The organism is Microbacterium sp. NPDC055357 (assembly GCF_053644835.1).
Genome location: NZ_JBSHLZ010000010.1, coordinates 1 through 16,867 on the forward strand (window position 1 = coordinate 1; position 16,867 = coordinate 16,867).

The window sequence follows — 16,867 nt, forward strand, 5'->3', positions numbered from 1 at the left end:
CGGTTGACCCCCATCGAGTTCGAGACCATCATGAACACGACCGTCGCACTGGCGGCGTGACTAGGAACTGTCACCTCACCGTGCAGCAGTCCCGTCGTACACCCTGGTGTCGTATGTCGCGCCCGGCGACCGCGTGCTGCACTGGGACAAGCGGCCTGGTAGTCGACCAGCCCTCGTTGGCTGGTCTGAGGCCGCTGGGCCACTCGAAACCATCGACTGGTCGTGGCAAGCCCGTGGTTCACGCGGACGAGCGCGCGGTGTCGCGACTGACGGTCCCGCGTGGCGATTGCCGCTCGTGAACTACGTCGAACTGGACGAGCCGATCACACGTGAGATGGTGATCAGTCGTCGACCGGAGATCGCCAGTACGTTCAGAGACATCGAGCAGCGCTCGACCGGGAGCATCTACCCGCCTTTCCAGTTGTGGGACAACGGCGATGTGCGTGCTGCGCAAGGCTATCTATTCAAGTTCCCGGCAGCACTCGCACACTGGGTGTTCGGCCCTCCATCCCTCGCGACGGAGCCGGGGGCGACGCCCCGGTCGCCGACCGGTGCCGGCAAGTCGCAGGGATACATGTCTGATGCGGCGAAGCGGGTCGCGCTCGAGAAGCACGCGGTCGCGCTGGCGATCGACCACTACCGGAGCGAGGGCGCATCGCACATCGAGGAACGAGGGAAGCCCTTCGATCTCCTTGTGGTCTTGGACGGTGTCGAACGTCACGTAGAAGTAAAGGGATCGATCGGCATCGGCGTCGAGCATGTACAACTCACCCAGGGCGAAGTGGACCACGCCAACCGGCACCAACCAACAGACCTATTCGTGGTCGACGAAATTCACGCGTCCTACGCCGCAGACGGAATCGTTGTGACGAAGGGCGGCAAAGTTCGCATCTGGTCGGGGTGGACGCCGTCTGAGCGCTCCTTGCGACCGACGCACCTGCGCTACACGCTGCCCAGCGGCGACTGAGGCGTGCACGATCCCCGCACAACCACCCCAAGGAATCGCTGATCGGAGCGGTGCGCGCTTCACTCGTGATGAAGCGCGTTATGAACGAATCTTGCGGGCGAGTCATCTCGGCGGCTGCTCGCCGATGAGGACAGACTGTGGGTGTGCTCACGATCGATGCTGTCTGCCCACAGTCGCCACCGAGTGCAGAGGCAGTCGCGCTCGTTTGCGCATCTGACCCGTGGGCATGGACGCTCGACTCCATGCTTGCCGCGATCGGCCTCGGCATCGCGGGTGTGGGTGCAATCGCTACCGCTCTCATCGCGTGGTGGGCATTGAAGGCGACCACTCGTGCGAATCAACTCCAACGCGCCTCGCAGGAGCGCGGTGATCGCTTGGCATTCGTTGGAGCGGTGGAGGATTATCTCGACTTCTGGGTGCAGACGGGCGGCGCGCAGGACGCGGACAAGCGCGTGACGGCAGAGGCTCGCTTGAATGCGCAAGCAGCGGGTGCTTCCTCTGGCGCGGAAAACGTTGCGGCGTGGATCATCCAGGCGCTTCGCGAGGCGAAAGATCAGGTTGCCGCTGATCACAAGGTGAATGTCGCTCTCGGCGAACTCGGTGGTCGAGCGCTCACGAGTTACGGGCCTAATGAAGTTCGCAGACGGGTGTCCGACTGGGTCGCGACAGGCGACCTCGACGACAGCCCCCTCCTCCATCCGCTCCCAGAGCCGCCGCCGTTCCCGTTTGACCGGTAACCGGCGAACCCGACTCAGATCAGCGTCGGCGCGTCGGGCAGCGGCTCGATCGAGCGAAGCGTGTAGACCTGGCGCCGGCGCGGGTTCGCGCCCTTGCCGACGATCGTCACGACGTCGAACTCTGCGCGCACTCGCTGGTTCGCGGCGTCGTGCTGCACTGCCTGCTCCATGAGTTCGGGGCTGGGCACCGCCGCCTCGATTGCGGCTGCGCCGTCAGGGGTGAACCAGAGCGCACCGATCGAGCGACGCGTGCCGTCGATCGCACCCGAGAGCGTCGTCGTGGTGCTGCTCTCCTGACGCTCGTCGAGCACCCGCAGCAGCGCCTTCGCGCCGTCTGGGCCGACGTGTACGGGCTGGAAGCCGTGCGTCGACCGCAACTCGCCCGCGATGTCCCAGTCCTGCGCGTCGATCGCCTTCGCGGCTCGCCTGAGCCCAGCGTGCGCTTTCTGCGGCAGATCAGCGGCGAGACCCGAGAGAACGTCGTCGGTCACCTTCGCGCCCTGCTCCTGGGCGCGTGAGAGCAGCACAGCGACGGTGTCGAGCGACGTCGAGTCGACAGACGGCGTGCGCGTGTTCTGCGCAGTGCGCCCGGTGGACTCTTCAGGCGTCGCTGCCTTCAGCACAACACGGACGGAGCCGGGGCTGGGCGCGAGGATGCGCAGCGTCGACGTGCGACGCTGACGCCCGAGCATATGCTTCGCGACCTCCTTCGTCGCGTCAGCGATCCCACGCACCAACTGCGCAAACGACTCAGCGTTCGCTTCGTGGTGGTGCACCGTCTCCCCATCGAGATGGAGATCGAGTTCCGACTGAGCGCGGTTGGTGAGTTCGAAGAGAACGGGCCGCAGCGCGTCGTTCTCCGCTGCCAGCGCTTCGAGCGACTGACGCTGAAGACGGCTCGCGAAGTCGTCGCCCTCAGCGGCGTGCCACGCGTCGCGGAACTCGTCGAGTGCTCGATCTGTCAACGTCATGGCTTCACCTCCACGAACCCTTTGAGCGTGCCGTCGATCTTCGCGCGGCTCTCGTCAAGCACCGTAGACCAATGCTCGCGCCAGTACAGCGTGTTGTCCACGTCACCGCGTATGCAGACGAACGCGTCGACCAGACCAGACATCGGCTGCTGACGCGGTGGCCCGATCTTCGTGAACATCGGGTCGAGCCGCGCCTGCTCTTCCGGCGTCAGATTGTTCAGATCGTCCCGCCTGAGCATGACCGTAACATCGACGTCGGACGGCGCAGCCCAGGGCTTGTGGGTGACGAATCCTCCGTCGACCCAGAATCGCGCGGCGGGGACGATGCCTGTCACGATGCCGTGCCACAGTCTGAACCCGTCGAAGACGACGCGTCGCTGATCGGCGAACGGCGCGGCGTCGACGAAGCGCTCCTCGATCTCGTCGAGCGTCGCCGCGTGCAGCCCGTGCGGGAGAAACCAAGCCCCGTCTTCGAAGGCCGGGATCACGCGTCGTTCCCCATGCGCGTGAGTCTATCCAGACCGCATGGCCGAACTTCGTATGCGTGACGCCAGCGTCGTTCGCGTCGCTTTCCGCTACTGCTCACTCGGAGCGGGCGTCTTCATGATCTGTCCGATGGGGGAGGCGAGGAACGCATCGCCGCGCTTGCGCTTGTCGATGTTGAAACTGCGACGCGATCGCCGCCGCCGCCCATCGCCGAGAGCGACCGCGCCACGGAAGCGACGTCGTCGCTCACGCCGAACGAACCCCTCAACCTCGCTGATCATGTACTCGCGAGAAGCGCTAGAGCCGGGTTCCAGCCGCTGCGGGAGCGGCGGATCGTCGACCATCGTCCAAGAGATGTCCTTATTCTGGGACGACCTCCCGACCGTGAGGTAGAACCGTTCGATGTCGACGGGCGCACGGCCTCGATTCCTCGCGATGACGGTGACGAACACGATCGAGTAGTCAACGTGACTCGGAGGGACGGACGCGGCGCGCCACCGCAGCCACCCACGTCTGCCCGTCCACGATCTGCCTCGTCCGGGGTTGCGCACGACCGTCTCAATCGCGACGACGACGCGATGCCCCGAGCGCACCCACGCGACGATGTTCCAGATCAGAGCGCTGAGGCCGACCACGGCTGCGAAGATCGAGATCACGAACGCGGGTAGCGCCAGCAGATCGCCGATCTGCGCAGGCGTAGGCGCGGGCGTGGGCATGACGCTGAGACTAGCGTCACGCGCGACGTCGACGAAGTTGAGCGATCGCGTCAGTCGAGAGTGATGGCGGCGCTGTGCTGCTCGCCGTTTGGTCGCGTCCAGTGCACGTCGGCGGTGATCTGCGACGCCGAACCCATGTGCCGCCACCAACTCAGCGTCATCGACTCTCCGGGGCGCATCGTCTCGGCGGTGGGCTTCACGAGACGGAACTTCTCGCGCTCGGTGTGCTCATCGTCGACGGTGATGCGTACGTCGGTGACGGGCTCATCGCCGCCCAGCGTGAACTTGTACACGCGGCTGCTCTTCTCGCGCGTCGAGACCATGCTCCACGGTGTCCGGTAGCGCTCGCGCTCGGCGCGCTCCTGTGCGTTCTGCTCCTCGATCGCCGCCGCGATGCGCTCAGATGCCGCGACCGCGCGAGCCTCGTGATCTTGCGCCTCGCTCGCTGACGAACGCGCGTCGAGACGGGCGCGACGCGCTTCCCACGCCTGCCACCCGGCGATGAGGGCTGCAACGACGGCGATGCCGGTAGCGATCCATTCCACGCGCGAGACGCTACCGCTCGGTGCCGACACTCGCGCGGCGGCGGCTGCGCGCGCTGCTCGGCTGACAGAGTGGAAGTCCCTCATGGCCGAACGATCAGGAGATACAGCATGGGATTCAAGGACGCCGCATTGCCGATGAAGGAGCAGGCGCTTGCGAGGCGAATCGTTGAGGGGTTCGAGGCTGCGCTTGCAGAGGATCGACTGATCCGGTCAGGACAGATCGAGGAGACGTGGACGGCCGAAAGGATTGAGCGCGCTCGCAAGTAGCGGCGGGTTGTCAGACGCCGACAGGACGCGAGACGTGATTGCGTGTCGGATTGCCCGTCTTCGATCGGCAGACTGCGCCCGCCGCGGCTTCGCACCGGGGACAGGTGCCCGAGAGATCCTGTGTTTGGAGCAACTGCGCCTCGAGTTCACGCACGAAGTCTTCGGTCGAAACGTCCGCGCCAGCCGCGATCAGCGCCATGACGTCTTCACGGTTCACAGCGATGGTCTGATGCCACTCGTCGACCATCTGAGGCAGAACCCCGAAAGTGTCGAACATCGAGCGGACGAACTGCCTCTGCGCTCGTGGGCCACCGACGCCGCCGTTGTACAGAGTGAAGCCGTCCGCTCTCATCTGTGCGATCGTGAGCACCTCGGCGTAGTCGAGGTCGGCCTGATCGTCGTAGTAGCCGAGGATCGTCTTCTCGAAGTTGTCGCGCCCATACTCGGCGACAGCCTGAGCGAAGTAGTCACCACTGCCGAGGTAGGTCGCGATGCTGCGCTCGTCCATCCGGCTCGACTGACCGACGTAGCGGTAATCGTCAACACTGCTGCGAGTGACATAGATGTAGCCGACGTGCATTGGTGTCTCTCCCCGTGTGGCGTGTGATCGAGACGCTACAGGGGGCCACCCACAGGACGCATCTGCTGCACGCGGTCGAGATGATCGAGATGCGGCCACTCGTCAATCTCACCCGTCACCCTGTCGACGACGATCCACGCGCCGCCCAGCACGATCAGCCCGCGCGCCTCATCGTCGCGAACCCGCTGCGGAGTCACGAGACAGAACCCGTCGTCCTCGACCCCGTCGCGAGCGAACGGCTCGCCGTAGTGCTGCGCTGCGATCGCGCGCGCATCATCTAACGACAGCATCGTGTCCCTCCCCCGGATGGCAACGATAGGTCATGCAACGTGGAGGGGTTTCGTGTCGCCGCGTCCGCTTCGTTGTGCAGATCGTTGTGCACACTGCACGGCAACGACCATCACGGGACGTCACAGGGCGGGATATGCGAGTGCTGGGACGCCAACGGACCACTACGTCCCAGCACTCGACATCACACGCAATCACGCGGGCATCGTCATTCACACGGAAGAGGTCATCAGTTCGAGTCTGGTATCGCCCACCGAAGTACTCGCGAAACCCCCGGAATCCCGGGGGTTTCGCGATTTCACCTCATGACAGGCGCAAGAACGGCCAGTCATCGACGTCACGGAGCAGCTGCCGGTCGTGGCTCGACAGAACCACCGCGGCCCGGGTCGTGCCGAGGGCATCGGTGAGCTCGTCCACGAGCGCGATCGAGAGGTGGTTGGTCGGTTCGTCGAGAAGCAGCACCTGCGGCTTCGCCGCGAGCACCAGCGCCAGGTCGAGGCGGCGCTGCTGCCCCATCGAGAGCTCGCCGACCCGTTTGCTCGACTCGCGGGGGCGCAGGAGCCCGAGCTCGGACAGGCCCACCGCCGCCGCCGGCTGGACGGCGCCGGCGGCGACGAGTGCTTCCACGCGGGCGGCATAGACGTCGCTCACGCGTCGCTGCATGGGCAGGGCAGATTCCTGACGGAGGAACCCGAGACGGCCGTTCTGCGGTCGGCGCACCGAACCCGTGTCCGGATCCAGCTCTCCCGCGACGACGCTCAGCAGCGTCGACTTGCCGACGCCGTTCGGTCCGGTCACGACGAGCCGGCTCCGGTGTGAGAGGGAGAACGACACCGGATGCGGCAACCGTCCCACGACACTCACGTCGTCGACGGAAAGGAGCGTCGCCCCCGTACGCGTCGACAAATCCGGGAAACGGAAGCGCTGCGGGGGCTCGGGCACCGTGACCGCGTGCGCATCGAGCTGTTCCCGGCGACGGTGCACGCTCTGCACGAGGCCGCCCGCCCTGGTCGCGCGGCCGTGCTTGTTCGTGCCCTTCTCGGGGCGCCACCCCGAGACGAGCCGGTTCTGCGCCGCGCTGAGGCTGTCCTGCAGCCGCGTGAGCTCACCCTGCTGACGGTCGTACTCCTGTTGCCACCGTTCCCGTTCGGCTTCCCGGCTCTCCCGGTAACCCGCGTACCCGTTGCGGTACACGCGCACGCGATCATCGGGCGTCGGATCGAGATCGACGATCGTCTCCGCCACGTCGGACAACAACGCCCGATCATGCGTGACGACGACGATGCCGCCCTTGCGGTCGCGCAGCTGCGCGGTCAGAAAGTCGAGGCTGCCGCGGTCAAGGTGGTTGGTGGGTTCGTCGAGCAGCAGGAAGTCGTCGTCGGCCCCCAACAGGCAGGCCAACCGGACGCGATACCGCTGTCCCACCGACAGGTCGGCGAGGCGACGGTCGGGATCGGTCTCGGCATCGAGGGCTTCCAACGCGATGTGCACGCGCCGTTCCGCGTTCCAGGCGTCGAGGGTCTCTGCGTGTTCCAGCGCCGCGGCATACCTGTCTGCACCTCCGGCGTCGCCGGTCGACAGCGCAAGCGCGGCTGCGTCGAGCGTGGCAAGTGCCGCCAGGGGCACTGCGATCGTGTCGGCCACCGCCTGCCCGACGGTTTGACCGTCATCGGCGGGCAGTTCCTGTTCCGCGATGCTGAGGGTTCCGATTCGCTGCACCGTGCCGGCGTCGGGCTCGAGCGACCCTTCCAAGACATGAAGCAACGTCGATTTTCCGCGCCCGTTCTCGCCCACGATCGCGATGCGCGAGGTGGGCGTGACGGTGAGGTCGACGTGGTTGAGGACGGGTGTCGTCCCGCGCATGACCGAAACGTCAGACGCGATGAGCTGCGCGTTATGGCGCGCGGGTTGAGGGTTCGTGGGCGTGAGCATTCGTTTCCTTCGGGGCGGCGCACCTCAACGGAGCCCGCGAGGGCCGGAGGCACACAGATGACGGCGACCCCGTGCGGGGTCAGGAATGAGCGGCCGTCGCGAACTCGGATGACTCAACGAGCACGACGCGCCTACTCAGCCGTCACAGGAAGTACAAATGCACCGGACGATTCTAACCGGAAACACGACGGTGGAGCTCAGCCCCCACTTTCCAACCGTCGAGCGCTCGCGCGATCCATCTGCTGCACGCGATCGAGATGATCGAGATGCGGCCATTCGGCGACCTGACCCGTCTCCCTGTCGACCACGATCCACGCGCCGCCGACCGTGATGAGTCCGCGAGCCTCCTCATCGCGCACACGCTGCGGCGTCACGAGACACACGCCGTCGTCCTGCATGCCCTCGCCCGCGAAAGGCTCGCCGTAGTGCGCAGCAGCGATCTCTCGCGCGTCATCGAACGTCAGCATCGGCTCTTCCCCTGACGCGGCGAACGACAGGTCCGTGTCCCCCAGCTGTCGAGCTATACGGCACCGGGCTCTCACCAGCCGTCGATGTGGAGTACGTCGTCGAGCGGCGCGCGGTGCGCGGGTCGGAAGTCCGTTCCCACGGTGTAGGCGACGGGCAGGAGCACGCCCTGGTGAACCGTCGGGGGGATGCCGAGGAGCTGCGCGATCTCGCGCTCGTACGCGAGGTGCAGGGTCGTCCAGGCGCTGCCGAGACCGCGCGCCCGTAGCGCGAGCTGCACACTCCATGCGGCGGGGAGCAGCGACCCCCACAGACCGGCCTGACTTCCGGGGTCGAACTCCTCGGCGCCCGTGAAGATCGCGCCGATCAGGAGGACCGGGACCTCGGCCATGTGCTCGGCGAGGTAGTCAGCGCTCGACGAGACCCGCTGCTGCACCGCTTCGCGCGTCGGGTCGGCGTAGGTTCGGGCACCGGACGCGCGATATCGGGCGAACGATCGCGCGTACAGCCCGGCGATCGCCGCGCGCTTCTCGGGGTCGGTGACGACGATCCAGTGCCATGTCTGGGCGTTGCTTCCCGTCGGCGCCTGGAGCGCGACCTCGAGCGCTTCTCGGATGACATCGAACGGCACGGAGCGTTCGAGATCCAGCCGTCGCCGCACGGAGCGGGTAGTGGTCAGCAGCTCGTCGGGGCTCAGGGGAAGGACGTCGCTCATGGCCCGACGATATCGGGCGTTCGCGCGATCGGCGGCAGTGTTCGCCGCCCCTAGGCTCGGGGCATGGGTAGGTTTCTGGCTGCAGCGCTCGGCGTCGTCGTGATGGCGGCTCTCGTGGGGTGCACGCCGGAGTCGTCGGCCACGCCGACGCCGACGGCCGCCGTCACCTTCGCCTCTGTCGTGGATGGAGACACGATCGAGACGAGCGAGGGCAGGGTTCGGCTGATCGGCATCGATGCGCCTGAGAGCGGTGCCTGCGGGTACCAGGAAGCCTCCGCGCTCGTCTCGTCGCTCCTCACAGCGGGTGATCCCGTCGATCTTGGTCTTCCCGATGGTCAGAACGACACCGACCAGTATGGGCGGCTCATCCGATACGTCGACACGGCCGCGAGCGTCGACGTGGGGCTCTCGTTGCTTGAGGCGGGTCTCGCCGTCGCCCGCTACGACTCGACCGACGGGTACCCCGCGCACCCCCGCGAGTCTGCCTATCGTGCCGCGCAGACGGCGACGTCGGGCGCGGACGGATCCGTGGTGACGGTCGATTGCAAGGCCGCGGCAGACGCCGCGGAGCAAGAGCGGATCGCTGCTGAGCAGCGCGCCGCAGAGGATGCCGCGACACCTGTCGTCGATGAGTGGTGGCGGCAGTACGGGTCCTGCTCACAACTGAAGAAGAACGCCAACGGTCATCCGGTCGGCCCGTTCAACGTCGACAACCCGGACGAGGCTGCGCTGTACGACTGGTTCCAGAACGGCACCGGACATCGTGGGGATGGCGACGGCGACGGGCTCGCCTGCGAGTGATCGTCACCACGGGCGACCGAAATCTCTTGCCCGCTGCCGGCCACCGGCCCAGTAGATTCAGTGCATGGGCTCCGAGCACAACCCGTTGATCCCCGTGTGGTACGACATCGCCTGGTCGGTGACCGTCGCCGCGGTGATCGTCTTCACCATCGTCGGGCTGGTCCTCCTGGCCCGCGCCGCCTCGCGCCTCTCGACGACTCAAGCGGTCGTCTGGACAGCGGTGATCCTGTTGGTCCCGGTTCTGGGGTCGCTCAGCTGGATCGCAGTGGGCCGTCGCGCGCTCGTCGCGGACCGGAGATGAGCCTCGGGGCGGTCGGGCGACGGGCAGCTGACGCGCTCGGGCTGACCGCCGCGGCCACCGACCTGGTGCTGCCGCCCACGGGGGCGCCGTCGTGGCCCTCGTCGCTTCCGATCGCCGCGCTCGCCGTCGACAGTGTCGCGTTGGCGTCGCTCGCGCTGAACCTCGCTCTGGCGGCGCGATCCGGTCGGGACGCGGCGCCCGTGCAGGTGGAGCGCGTCCGCGTCGCCGCTTCTTTCGGGAGCGACCGGCTTCTCCGGATCAACGGGCAGGCGCCGTCGGTATGGTCACCGTTGTCCGGCTTCTGGATGGTCGAGGACGGGTGGGTGCGGACCCACGCGAACTACCCTCACCACGAGCGGGCGCTGCGCAGCCTGCTGGGCGCGACCGCAGACGCGGGCACGGCAGAGGTCTCGGCCGCGCTCCTCAGCTGGACCGCCATCGAGCTCGAAGACCGCGCGGCCCAGTGCGGCGCCGTCGTCGGCGCCGCACGGACGCCGCAGGCCTGGGCGCAGCATCCGCAAGGACTGACGGTGCGCACCTCGCCCCTCATCGAGCGGCGCCGCACAGAGGGCGCACGGCCCCGCGAGTGGGGGCCGGGTGACGCGCCGCTGGCAGGGGTTCGGATCCTCGACCTCACGCGGGTTCTCGCGGGACCGGTGGCCAGCCGAGATCTGGCATTCGCCGGCGCCGATGTGCTGCGAGTGGACCCGCCCGCGCTCGCGGAGGCCGGATGGACGTATCTCGACACCGGTCAGGACAAGCGCTCGACGCTCCTCGACCTCGGCGATTCCCGAGATCGTGCGACGTTCGACGCGCTCCTGTCCCGCGCTGACGTGGTGCTCACCGGGTACCGCCCCGAGGCGCTGAGCCGGTTCGGCATCGACGCCGACACCCTGGCGCAGCGGCACCCGGGACTTGTGACCGCATCCGTGTCGGCCTGGGGATCCAGAGGCCCGTGGGCGCTGCGACGAGGCTTCGACAGCATCGTGCAGGCCGTGAGCGGCATATCCATCGCCGAGAGCGCAGACGGCGTCACGCCGGGGGTGCTGCCCGTGCAGGCCTTGGACCACGCCACCGGTCATCTCCTGGCCGCGGCGATCGTGCTCGCCCTCATCGAACAGCGTCGCTGGGGCGGGTCGCCCGACGTGCGGATCTCGATCGCAGGAACCGGGCAGGCACTGCTCGAATCCACCGACTCCGTTCTCACCGTGGCCGACATGCCCGTGCTGCCCGTCGTGAAGCGGGACCTCACCGAACCGCGGCCGATCTCGCTGACCTACGCGCCCCCGACGCTCGCGTTCTCGGGGGCGGCGTCGGACTACGGGCGCGTCGGAGGAACCTGGGGCAGCGACCCCGCGGAGTGGATCACCTGAACGTCCCCGGCGCGGCGTCCATCGCCTCGCGTCAGTTCCCGACGCTCCAGCCGTAGCGGTGCTGCAGCGCCTGCGCGATGCGGGCGAATCGGTCCAGATCGAGAGCGGATGCCTCGCGGCGCATGCCCGTCGTGTGCACGCTGTACAGCTGGTCGATGTCGACCCACGACGGGCGTCCCTTCGAGTCCCACGGGCCCGAGCCGATCGGCAGGTAGTCGCGGTCGCCGTCACGCGCCTTGCTCGTCAGACGCACGGCATAGACGCGCTCGGCACTCTGGCGGCCGATGACCAGCACGGGGCGGTCCTTGCCGCGACCGTCGTTCTCGGCGTACGGCACCCACGTCCAGACGATCTCGCCGGCGTCGGGATCGCCGTCCATCTCGGGCGCATACGTGATGCGCAGCTTCGAAGCCGGAGGCGGTACGATCTCGATCGTCGCGGTCGAACCGCCGCGGCCCCGCGCCTCCGTGCCCCTCGACGACGAAGACCCCGACGCGGCGACGCGCGTCGGGGTCTTCGTCGAGGTGACCGTGCGCAGAAGTCGGGACAGGGTGCCGAGGATGCCGGAGCGCGGTGCCATCCGCCCACCCTACTTCTGCGTGTGCGTCACACCCGCTCTTCGAGCAGGTAGCCCTCCTCACCGTGCACGACCGTGTCGACACCGGCGATCTCGTCTTCGTCCTTCACTCGGAAGCCGATCGTCTTCTCGATCGCGAAGCCCAGCACGAAGGCGACGACGAGCGAGTACAGCAGCACGCCGACGACGGCGATGACCTGCACGATCAGCTGCTCGAACCCTCCGCCGACGAGCAGGCCCGTCTCGGTCGCGAAGAAGCCGAGGAACACCGTGCCGAGAAGTCCGCCGGCGAGGTGGATGCCGACGACGTCGAGCGAGTCGTCGAAGCCGAGGCGGAACTTGAGCTCGATCGCGAAAGCGCACACGACACCGGTGATCGCGCCGAGCAGCAGCGCCCAGCCGGGCGTCAGGTTCGCGCAGGCCGGAGTGATCGCGACGAGTCCTGCGACGGCACCCGACGCGGCGCCGACCGAGGTGGGCTTGCCGTCCTTGAGCTTCTCGACGACGATCCAGCCGATGACCGATGCCGCCGTCGCACCAAGCGTGTTGATCGCGATGAGCCCGACGCCGCCCATGTCTTCAGACATCCACTCGGCACCGGCGTTGAAGCCGAACCAGCCGAACCACAGCAGCGCGGCGCCCAGCAGCGTGAGCGGAACGTTGTGGGGCTTGAGGATTCCCTTCTGGAACCCGATCCGCTTGCCGAGCACGAGCGCCAAGGCCAGCGCCGCGGCGCCCGCGTTGATGTGCACCGCCGTGCCGCCGGCGTAGTCGATCACGGCGATGCCGCTGTCTTCACCGAAGAGCGTCGTGCCGAGCTCGTACACCCAGCCGCCACCCCACACCCACGCCGCGACGGGAAAGTACACGAGCGTTGCGAACAGGCCCGCGAAGATCATCCACGATCCGAACTTGGCCCGGTCGGCGATCGCACCCGAGATGAGCGCGACCGTGATGATGGCGAATGTCGCGCTGTACGCGACGCCCAGCAGGCCCACGTTCGCGTCCTCCCCCGACGCGAGCCCCGACAGCGCGAAATCGCTGAACGGGTTGCCCGCGAACGCGGTGGGCGAGTCGACGGCGCTCATGTTGAACCCGAACAGGATCCACAGCACGCCCACGAGGCCGATGGCGCCGAAGCTCATCATCATCATGCTGACGACGCTCTTGGCTTTGACGAGTCCCCCGTAGAAGAACGCCACTCCCGGCGTCATGAGAAGGACGAAGGCGGTCGCTGTGACCGCCCACGCGATGTTGCCGGGTGCATCCATGGTGTTACCTCGCATCGATCGGGTGACGAAGAGGCGAGGCGATCGCGACGTCGAGATCGCCTCGCACTGACGTCAGTGTGACCAGTGCGCGTTTCCGGCGACGTGCGTCGCGCGTTTCGGGCTGGTTACACCGTCGGTGCGGGTGTGAACATCACGTTTCGCGTCAGGCGAGCGTCGAGGCGACGAGGCGCGAGATCGCCCGCAGGTACTTCTTGCGGTAGCCGCCCGCGAGCATCTCGTCGGGAAAGACGAGGTCGAGCGACACGCCCGTCGCCCTGATCGGCAGCTGCGCGTCATATACGCGGTCGATGAAGGCGACGAAGCGCAGCGCCGAGGACTGGTCGGTGAACGGCGCGACATCGCGCAGCCCGATCACCGAGACGCCGTCGATGAGGCGGATGTAGCGAGACGGATGCACGCGAGCCAGGTGCGAGACGAGCTCATCGAAGCCGTCGTCGGCGGCGACACTCTGCGTCGCGGCATCCGCGATCGCCGCGGTGTACTGCGCCTCGTCCAGTACAGCGGCATGCCCGTCGAGCGCGCGGTGGCGGTAGTCGACGCCGTCGATCCGCAGCGTGTCGAAGCTCGATGCCATCGCGTGGATCTCGCGCAGGAAGTCCTGCGCCGCGAAGCGCCCCTCGCCGAGCGCGTTGGGGGGCGTGTTCGAGGTGGCCGCGAGACGCGTGCCCGAGGACACGAGCTCGCCGAGCAGACGCGTCATGACCATCGTGTCGCCCGGATCATCGAGCTCGAACTCGTCGATGCACAGAAGATCGGCGCCGCGGAAGAGCTCGACGGTGTTCTGGTAGCCGATCGCGCCGACCAGCGCCGTGTACTCGATGAAGGACCCGAAGTACTTCCGGCGGGCCGGGAGAGCGTGGAAGACGGATGCCAGCAGGTGGGTCTTGCCGACACCGAAGCCGCCGTCGAGGTAGACGCCCGGCTTGAGCGCGGGCGCCCGCTTCGCGCGGCGGAACAGGCCGCCCTTCGCCGCGGGGGCGTCGACGCCCGAGAACGACATGAGACGCTCCTTGGCCTCCTGCTGCGAGGGGTAGGCGGCATCCGTGCGATACGTCTCGAAGGTCGCGTCGGCGAACTGAGGCGGTGGCACGAGCGCCGCGACCATCTCGGCGCCGGTCAGCTGCGGCGAACGTTCGGTGAGGCGGATGATCCCGGTGGCGGGCGCGGTCATGCGGGTCCTCGTGGGAGTGTGACGGACGGATGCGCTCCCTCGCCCGGGAATCTATAGGGTCGAAGGGCGGTTCAACCCTACGCCGTCCCTTCCGCGATCCCCGACCCGAGGAGACTCCGTGGCCGTCGAATTCGACACGTCATCCCCCAAGTTCGCCGAGTACGCCGAGCCCGGACGGCTGGTGAGCGGCGATTGGCTCGAAGAGCGCCTGGGCCGTCCCGGGCTCGTCGTCGTCGAATCCGACGAAGACGTGCTGCTCTATGAGACGGGCCACATCCCGGGCGCCGTCAAGATCGATTGGCACACCGAGCTCAACGACCCGGTCGTGCGCGACTACGTCGACGGGGCGGGCTTCGCCGAACTGCTCAGCCGCAAGGGGATCTCGCGCGATGACACCGTGGTCATCTACGGCGACAAGAGCAACTGGTGGGCCGCGTACACGCTGTGGGTCTTCTCGCTCTTCGGACACGAGGACGTGCGACTGCTCGACGGCGGGCGCGACCGCTGGATCGCCGAGGGCCGCCCGCTCACGACCGACGCGCCCGCGCCCGCGGTCACCGACTACCCCGTCGTCGAGCGCGACGACACCGTGCTTCGCGCATACAAGGACGACGTCCTGGCGCACTTCGGCCACCCCCTCATCGACGTGCGCTCCCCCGAGGAGTACGACGGCACGCGCACGACGGCGCCCGCCTACCCCGAAGAGGGGGCCCTCCGCGCCGGCCACATCCCATCGGCGCAGAGCGTGCCGTGGGGCCGCGCCGTCGCCGAGGACGGCGGCTTCCGCTCGCGCGCCGAACTCGACGCGATCTACCGGGGCGAGGCCGGCCTCACCGACGACGAGCCGATCGTGGCGTACTGCCGGATCGGCGAACGCTCGAGCCACACGTGGTTCGTGCTCAAGCATCTGCTGGGCTTCGACGACGTGCGCAACTACGACGGGTCGTGGACCGAGTGGGGCAGCGCCGTGCGCGTGCCGATCGTGACCGGCGCCGAGCCGGGTGAGGCTCCCGTCCGACGATGAGCGACGCGATGCTGCCCGCCGCCCTCGCCGAGATCCGCGACGAGTTCCTCGAGCTGCCCGAAGCCGACCGGCTGCAGCTGCTGCTGGAGTTCTCGCACGAGCTGCGCGCCGTGCCTGCGAAGTACGAAGGTCATCCCGAGCTGCAGGAGCGCGTCGCGGAGTGCCAGTCCCCCGTGTACATCGTCGTCGACGTCGACGAGGACGACATCGTCGCGATGCATGCGACGGCGCCCCCTGAGGCTCCCACGACGCGCGGCTTCGCGAGCATCCTGGCGCAGGGCATCACGGGTCTGAGCGCCGACGACGTGCTCGCGATCCCCGAGGACTACCCGCAGAGCATCGGACTCACGCGCGCCGTCTCGCCGCTGCGCATCGCCGGCATGACGGGCATGCTGCTGCGCGCGAAGCGCCAGGTTCGGGCCAAGCGCGCGGCGCAGTGAGCCTTCGTCAGTCCGCGCTCTCGGACGACAGGTCCCGCGCGGCGAGCCAGGCGCGGATACGCGTGCTCCAGCGCTCCTGGTCGTAGTTCCACAGCTTCGCGTGCCGCGCGACGTCGAAGACCTCGAGTTCCACCAGATCGGGCCGCGCGACGAGCAGGTCGTGCGAGGCATCCGAGGGCACGAAACCGTCATCGTCCGAATGCAGGATGAGGATCGGATGCCGCAGCTCGGCCGCGCGGGCGACGACATCCAGCCGATCGAACGGGATGGCCGAGCCCGTCCGCGTCACCGGCGTCGCCCACTCGTGTCCCAGGGCTTCCAGGGCGAGCCCCGCCACCGCTGAGGGGATCCGCTGCAGCCTCGCCTGATAGGCCAGCACGACCCGCCAGTCGATGACGGGCGATTCCAGGACCAGGCCCGCGATGATGTCGCGATGCGCCGAGGTGAGCGACGCCTGCAGTGCGACGGCACCGCCCATCGACCAGCCCATGAGGATGACCCGTTTCGCGCCGCGGCGCCGCGCGAAGCCGATCGCGACGTCGATGTCGCGCCACTCGGTCGCGCCGAGCGCATACGTGCCGCTGCGGCTGCGGGGTGCTTCGCCGTCGTTGCGATACGACACGACGAGGCTCGTGATGCCGAGCGCGTGGAAGACGGGAACGGCCCGCAGGCACTCCGACCGGGTCGTGCCGCGACCGTGGATCTGGATGACCCAGACGTCGCCGTCGCCGCCGGGGAACAGCCATGCGGGGCAGGGACCGATCGTCGAGCCGATGAGTTCGGGAGTGAACGGCACATGAAGCTCATCGGGTCGCTCGAAGTACCAGCCGCTGAAGGCGGCCTCGGCAGCCGGCGTCGCGCCGGCGCCGACATGGGTGAGGAGCTTGCGGGTGACACTCGTCGCATCCTCGGAGAGCACCGAGCCGAGCTTGACGTAGCCGGCAGGGTCGGCGGTGAACAGACCGTAGCGCCCGGGCAGCGCCGTGTCGGGCGTGCGCTCGAGCGTGATGGTCTGCGCCGCCGTGTCCAGCGACAGGATCCGCGTGTCCGCCACGCGCGGTGCGGGGGTCACGACCAGGCGTGCCACGCGCGCGGCGACGGCGCCCAGCATCGCCGCGGCCGCGGCGACGGCGCCCGTCAACAGCAGCAGACCGATGCGGATGCCGGGGATGTAGCGAGGTGAGGCGCCGCGGATCGCGGCGCGCCTGGGAGCGTGCAT

Annotated in this window: 21 protein-coding genes; 8 read left to right on the forward strand and 13 right to left on the reverse strand. The window is 68.0% G+C overall.

Annotated elements, in window-relative coordinates:
• The first annotated feature begins 295 nt into the window (after positions 1 to 295).
• Together ACWICD_RS12200 and ACWICD_RS12205 are read left to right on the forward strand one after the other, a co-directional pair.
• Positions 296 to 967 (forward strand): protein NO VEIN domain-containing protein, encoded by a 672-nt coding sequence (locus tag ACWICD_RS12200; protein ID WP_454140321.1) that lies wholly within the window; start codon positions 296 to 298, stop codon positions 965 to 967.
• Between the two features lie 143 nt (positions 968 to 1,110).
• Positions 1,111 to 1,704, forward strand: a complete 594-nt coding sequence (locus tag ACWICD_RS12205; protein WP_454140322.1) for a hypothetical protein — start codon at positions 1,111 to 1,113, stop codon at positions 1,702 to 1,704.
• Positions 1,705 to 1,718: 14 nt separating this feature from the next.
• On the opposite strand, the gene ACWICD_RS12210 is transcribed toward ACWICD_RS12205, so the two are convergent.
• The 4 genes from ACWICD_RS12210 to ACWICD_RS12225 all read right to left on the reverse strand — a co-directional run bounded on the left by ACWICD_RS12210 (position 1,719) and on the right by ACWICD_RS12225 (position 4,422).
• A complete protein-coding gene (locus ACWICD_RS12210; protein ID WP_454140323.1) occupies positions 1,719 to 2,675 on the reverse strand; it encodes a hypothetical protein in 957 nt (318 codons plus the stop codon).
• A complete protein-coding gene (locus ACWICD_RS12215; RefSeq protein ID WP_454140324.1) occupies positions 2,672 to 3,163 on the reverse strand; it encodes a DUF6932 family protein in 492 nt (163 codons plus the stop codon). The genes ACWICD_RS12210 and ACWICD_RS12215 overlap by 4 nt, the downstream gene beginning before the upstream one ends.
• Before the next feature lie 87 nt (positions 3,164 to 3,250).
• Positions 3,251 to 3,877: a hypothetical protein gene (locus ACWICD_RS12220; protein ID WP_454140325.1), complete on the reverse strand. Its 627-nt coding sequence runs from the start codon at positions 3,875 to 3,877 to the stop codon at positions 3,251 to 3,253.
• Positions 3,878 to 3,927: 50 nt separating this feature from the next.
• The gene (locus ACWICD_RS12225) at positions 3,928 to 4,422 is read right to left on the reverse strand and encodes a hypothetical protein (RefSeq protein WP_454140326.1); all 495 of its coding nucleotides are present in this window, start codon (positions 4,420 to 4,422) and stop codon (positions 3,928 to 3,930) included.
• A 108-nt stretch (positions 4,423 to 4,530) separates the two neighbouring features.
• Between ACWICD_RS12225 and ACWICD_RS12230 the strand changes: the two genes are divergently transcribed.
• Entirely contained in the window at positions 4,531 to 4,689 is a 159-nt protein-coding gene (locus ACWICD_RS12230) for a hypothetical protein (RefSeq protein ID WP_454140327.1), read from the forward strand.
• Positions 4,690 to 4,699: 10 nt separating this feature from the next.
• Here the strand turns inward: ACWICD_RS12230 and ACWICD_RS12235 are convergent, their stop codons facing one another.
• The 5 genes from ACWICD_RS12235 to ACWICD_RS12255 all read right to left on the reverse strand — a co-directional run bounded on the left by ACWICD_RS12235 (position 4,700) and on the right by ACWICD_RS12255 (position 8,669).
• The gene (locus tag ACWICD_RS12235; RefSeq protein ID WP_454140328.1) at positions 4,700 to 5,269 is read right to left on the reverse strand and encodes a hypothetical protein; all 570 of its coding nucleotides are present in this window, start codon (positions 5,267 to 5,269) and stop codon (positions 4,700 to 4,702) included.
• Positions 5,270 to 5,304: 35 nt separating this feature from the next.
• The gene (locus ACWICD_RS12240) at positions 5,305 to 5,559 is read right to left on the reverse strand and encodes a hypothetical protein (RefSeq protein WP_454140329.1); all 255 of its coding nucleotides are present in this window, start codon (positions 5,557 to 5,559) and stop codon (positions 5,305 to 5,307) included.
• Positions 5,560 to 5,860: 301 nt separating this feature from the next.
• Positions 5,861 to 7,489: an ABC-F family ATP-binding cassette domain-containing protein gene (locus tag ACWICD_RS12245; protein WP_454140330.1), complete on the reverse strand. Its 1,629-nt coding sequence runs from the start codon at positions 7,487 to 7,489 to the stop codon at positions 5,861 to 5,863.
• A gap of 197 nt (positions 7,490 to 7,686) precedes the next feature.
• Positions 7,687 to 7,956: a hypothetical protein gene (locus ACWICD_RS12250; RefSeq protein WP_454140331.1), complete on the reverse strand. Its 270-nt coding sequence runs from the start codon at positions 7,954 to 7,956 to the stop codon at positions 7,687 to 7,689.
• Between the two features lie 71 nt (positions 7,957 to 8,027).
• Positions 8,028 to 8,669, reverse strand: coding sequence for a nitroreductase family protein (locus tag ACWICD_RS12255; RefSeq protein ID WP_454140332.1), 642 nt, complete (start codon positions 8,667 to 8,669; stop codon positions 8,028 to 8,030).
• Positions 8,670 to 8,732: 63 nt separating this feature from the next.
• Here ACWICD_RS12255 and ACWICD_RS12260 point away from each other — a divergent pair, with 63 nt between their 5' ends.
• From ACWICD_RS12260 to ACWICD_RS12270, 3 genes are all read left to right on the forward strand, one after another.
• Positions 8,733 to 9,470: a thermonuclease family protein gene (locus ACWICD_RS12260; RefSeq protein WP_454140333.1), complete on the forward strand. Its 738-nt coding sequence runs from the start codon at positions 8,733 to 8,735 to the stop codon at positions 9,468 to 9,470.
• A 64-nt stretch (positions 9,471 to 9,534) separates the two neighbouring features.
• Entirely contained in the window at positions 9,535 to 9,771 is a 237-nt protein-coding gene (locus ACWICD_RS12265; protein ID WP_454140334.1) for a PLDc N-terminal domain-containing protein, read from the forward strand.
• Positions 9,768 to 11,144 (forward strand): CoA transferase, encoded by a 1,377-nt coding sequence (locus ACWICD_RS12270; RefSeq protein ID WP_454140335.1) that lies wholly within the window; start codon positions 9,768 to 9,770, stop codon positions 11,142 to 11,144. Before ACWICD_RS12265 ends, ACWICD_RS12270 begins: the two co-directional genes overlap by 4 nt.
• A 31-nt stretch (positions 11,145 to 11,175) precedes the next feature.
• Here the strand turns inward: ACWICD_RS12270 and ACWICD_RS12275 are convergent, their stop codons facing one another.
• From ACWICD_RS12275 to zapE, 3 genes are all read right to left on the reverse strand, one after another.
• A complete protein-coding gene (locus ACWICD_RS12275) occupies positions 11,176 to 11,724 on the reverse strand; it encodes a type II toxin-antitoxin system PemK/MazF family toxin (protein WP_454140336.1) in 549 nt (182 codons plus the stop codon).
• A 26-nt stretch (positions 11,725 to 11,750) separates the two neighbouring features.
• Complete coding sequence (locus tag ACWICD_RS12280) at positions 11,751 to 12,992, reverse strand: ammonium transporter (RefSeq protein ID WP_376125827.1); 1,242 nt, start codon at positions 12,990 to 12,992, stop codon at positions 11,751 to 11,753.
• Between the two features lie 163 nt (positions 12,993 to 13,155).
• Positions 13,156 to 14,184 (reverse strand): cell division protein ZapE, encoded by a 1,029-nt coding sequence (gene zapE, locus ACWICD_RS12285; RefSeq protein ID WP_454140337.1) that lies wholly within the window; start codon positions 14,182 to 14,184, stop codon positions 13,156 to 13,158.
• Between the two features lie 118 nt (positions 14,185 to 14,302).
• On the opposite strand from zapE, the gene ACWICD_RS12290 reads away from it, so the two are divergent.
• Both ACWICD_RS12290 and ACWICD_RS12295 read left to right on the forward strand, forming a co-directional pair.
• Positions 14,303 to 15,208 carry a sulfurtransferase gene (locus tag ACWICD_RS12290; RefSeq protein WP_454140338.1) on the forward strand — a complete coding sequence of 302 codons (906 nt, stop codon included), beginning with the start codon at positions 14,303 to 14,305 and terminating at the stop codon, positions 15,206 to 15,208.
• Positions 15,205 to 15,648, forward strand: a complete 444-nt coding sequence (locus ACWICD_RS12295) for a SufE family protein (RefSeq protein WP_454140339.1) — start codon at positions 15,205 to 15,207, stop codon at positions 15,646 to 15,648. The genes ACWICD_RS12290 and ACWICD_RS12295 overlap by 4 nt, the downstream gene beginning before the upstream one ends.
• 7 nt (positions 15,649 to 15,655) lie before the next feature.
• Here ACWICD_RS12295 and ACWICD_RS12300 read toward each other — a convergent pair whose 3' ends face one another.
• A complete protein-coding gene (locus tag ACWICD_RS12300; protein WP_454140340.1) occupies positions 15,656 to 16,867 on the reverse strand; it encodes an alpha/beta hydrolase family protein in 1,212 nt (403 codons plus the stop codon).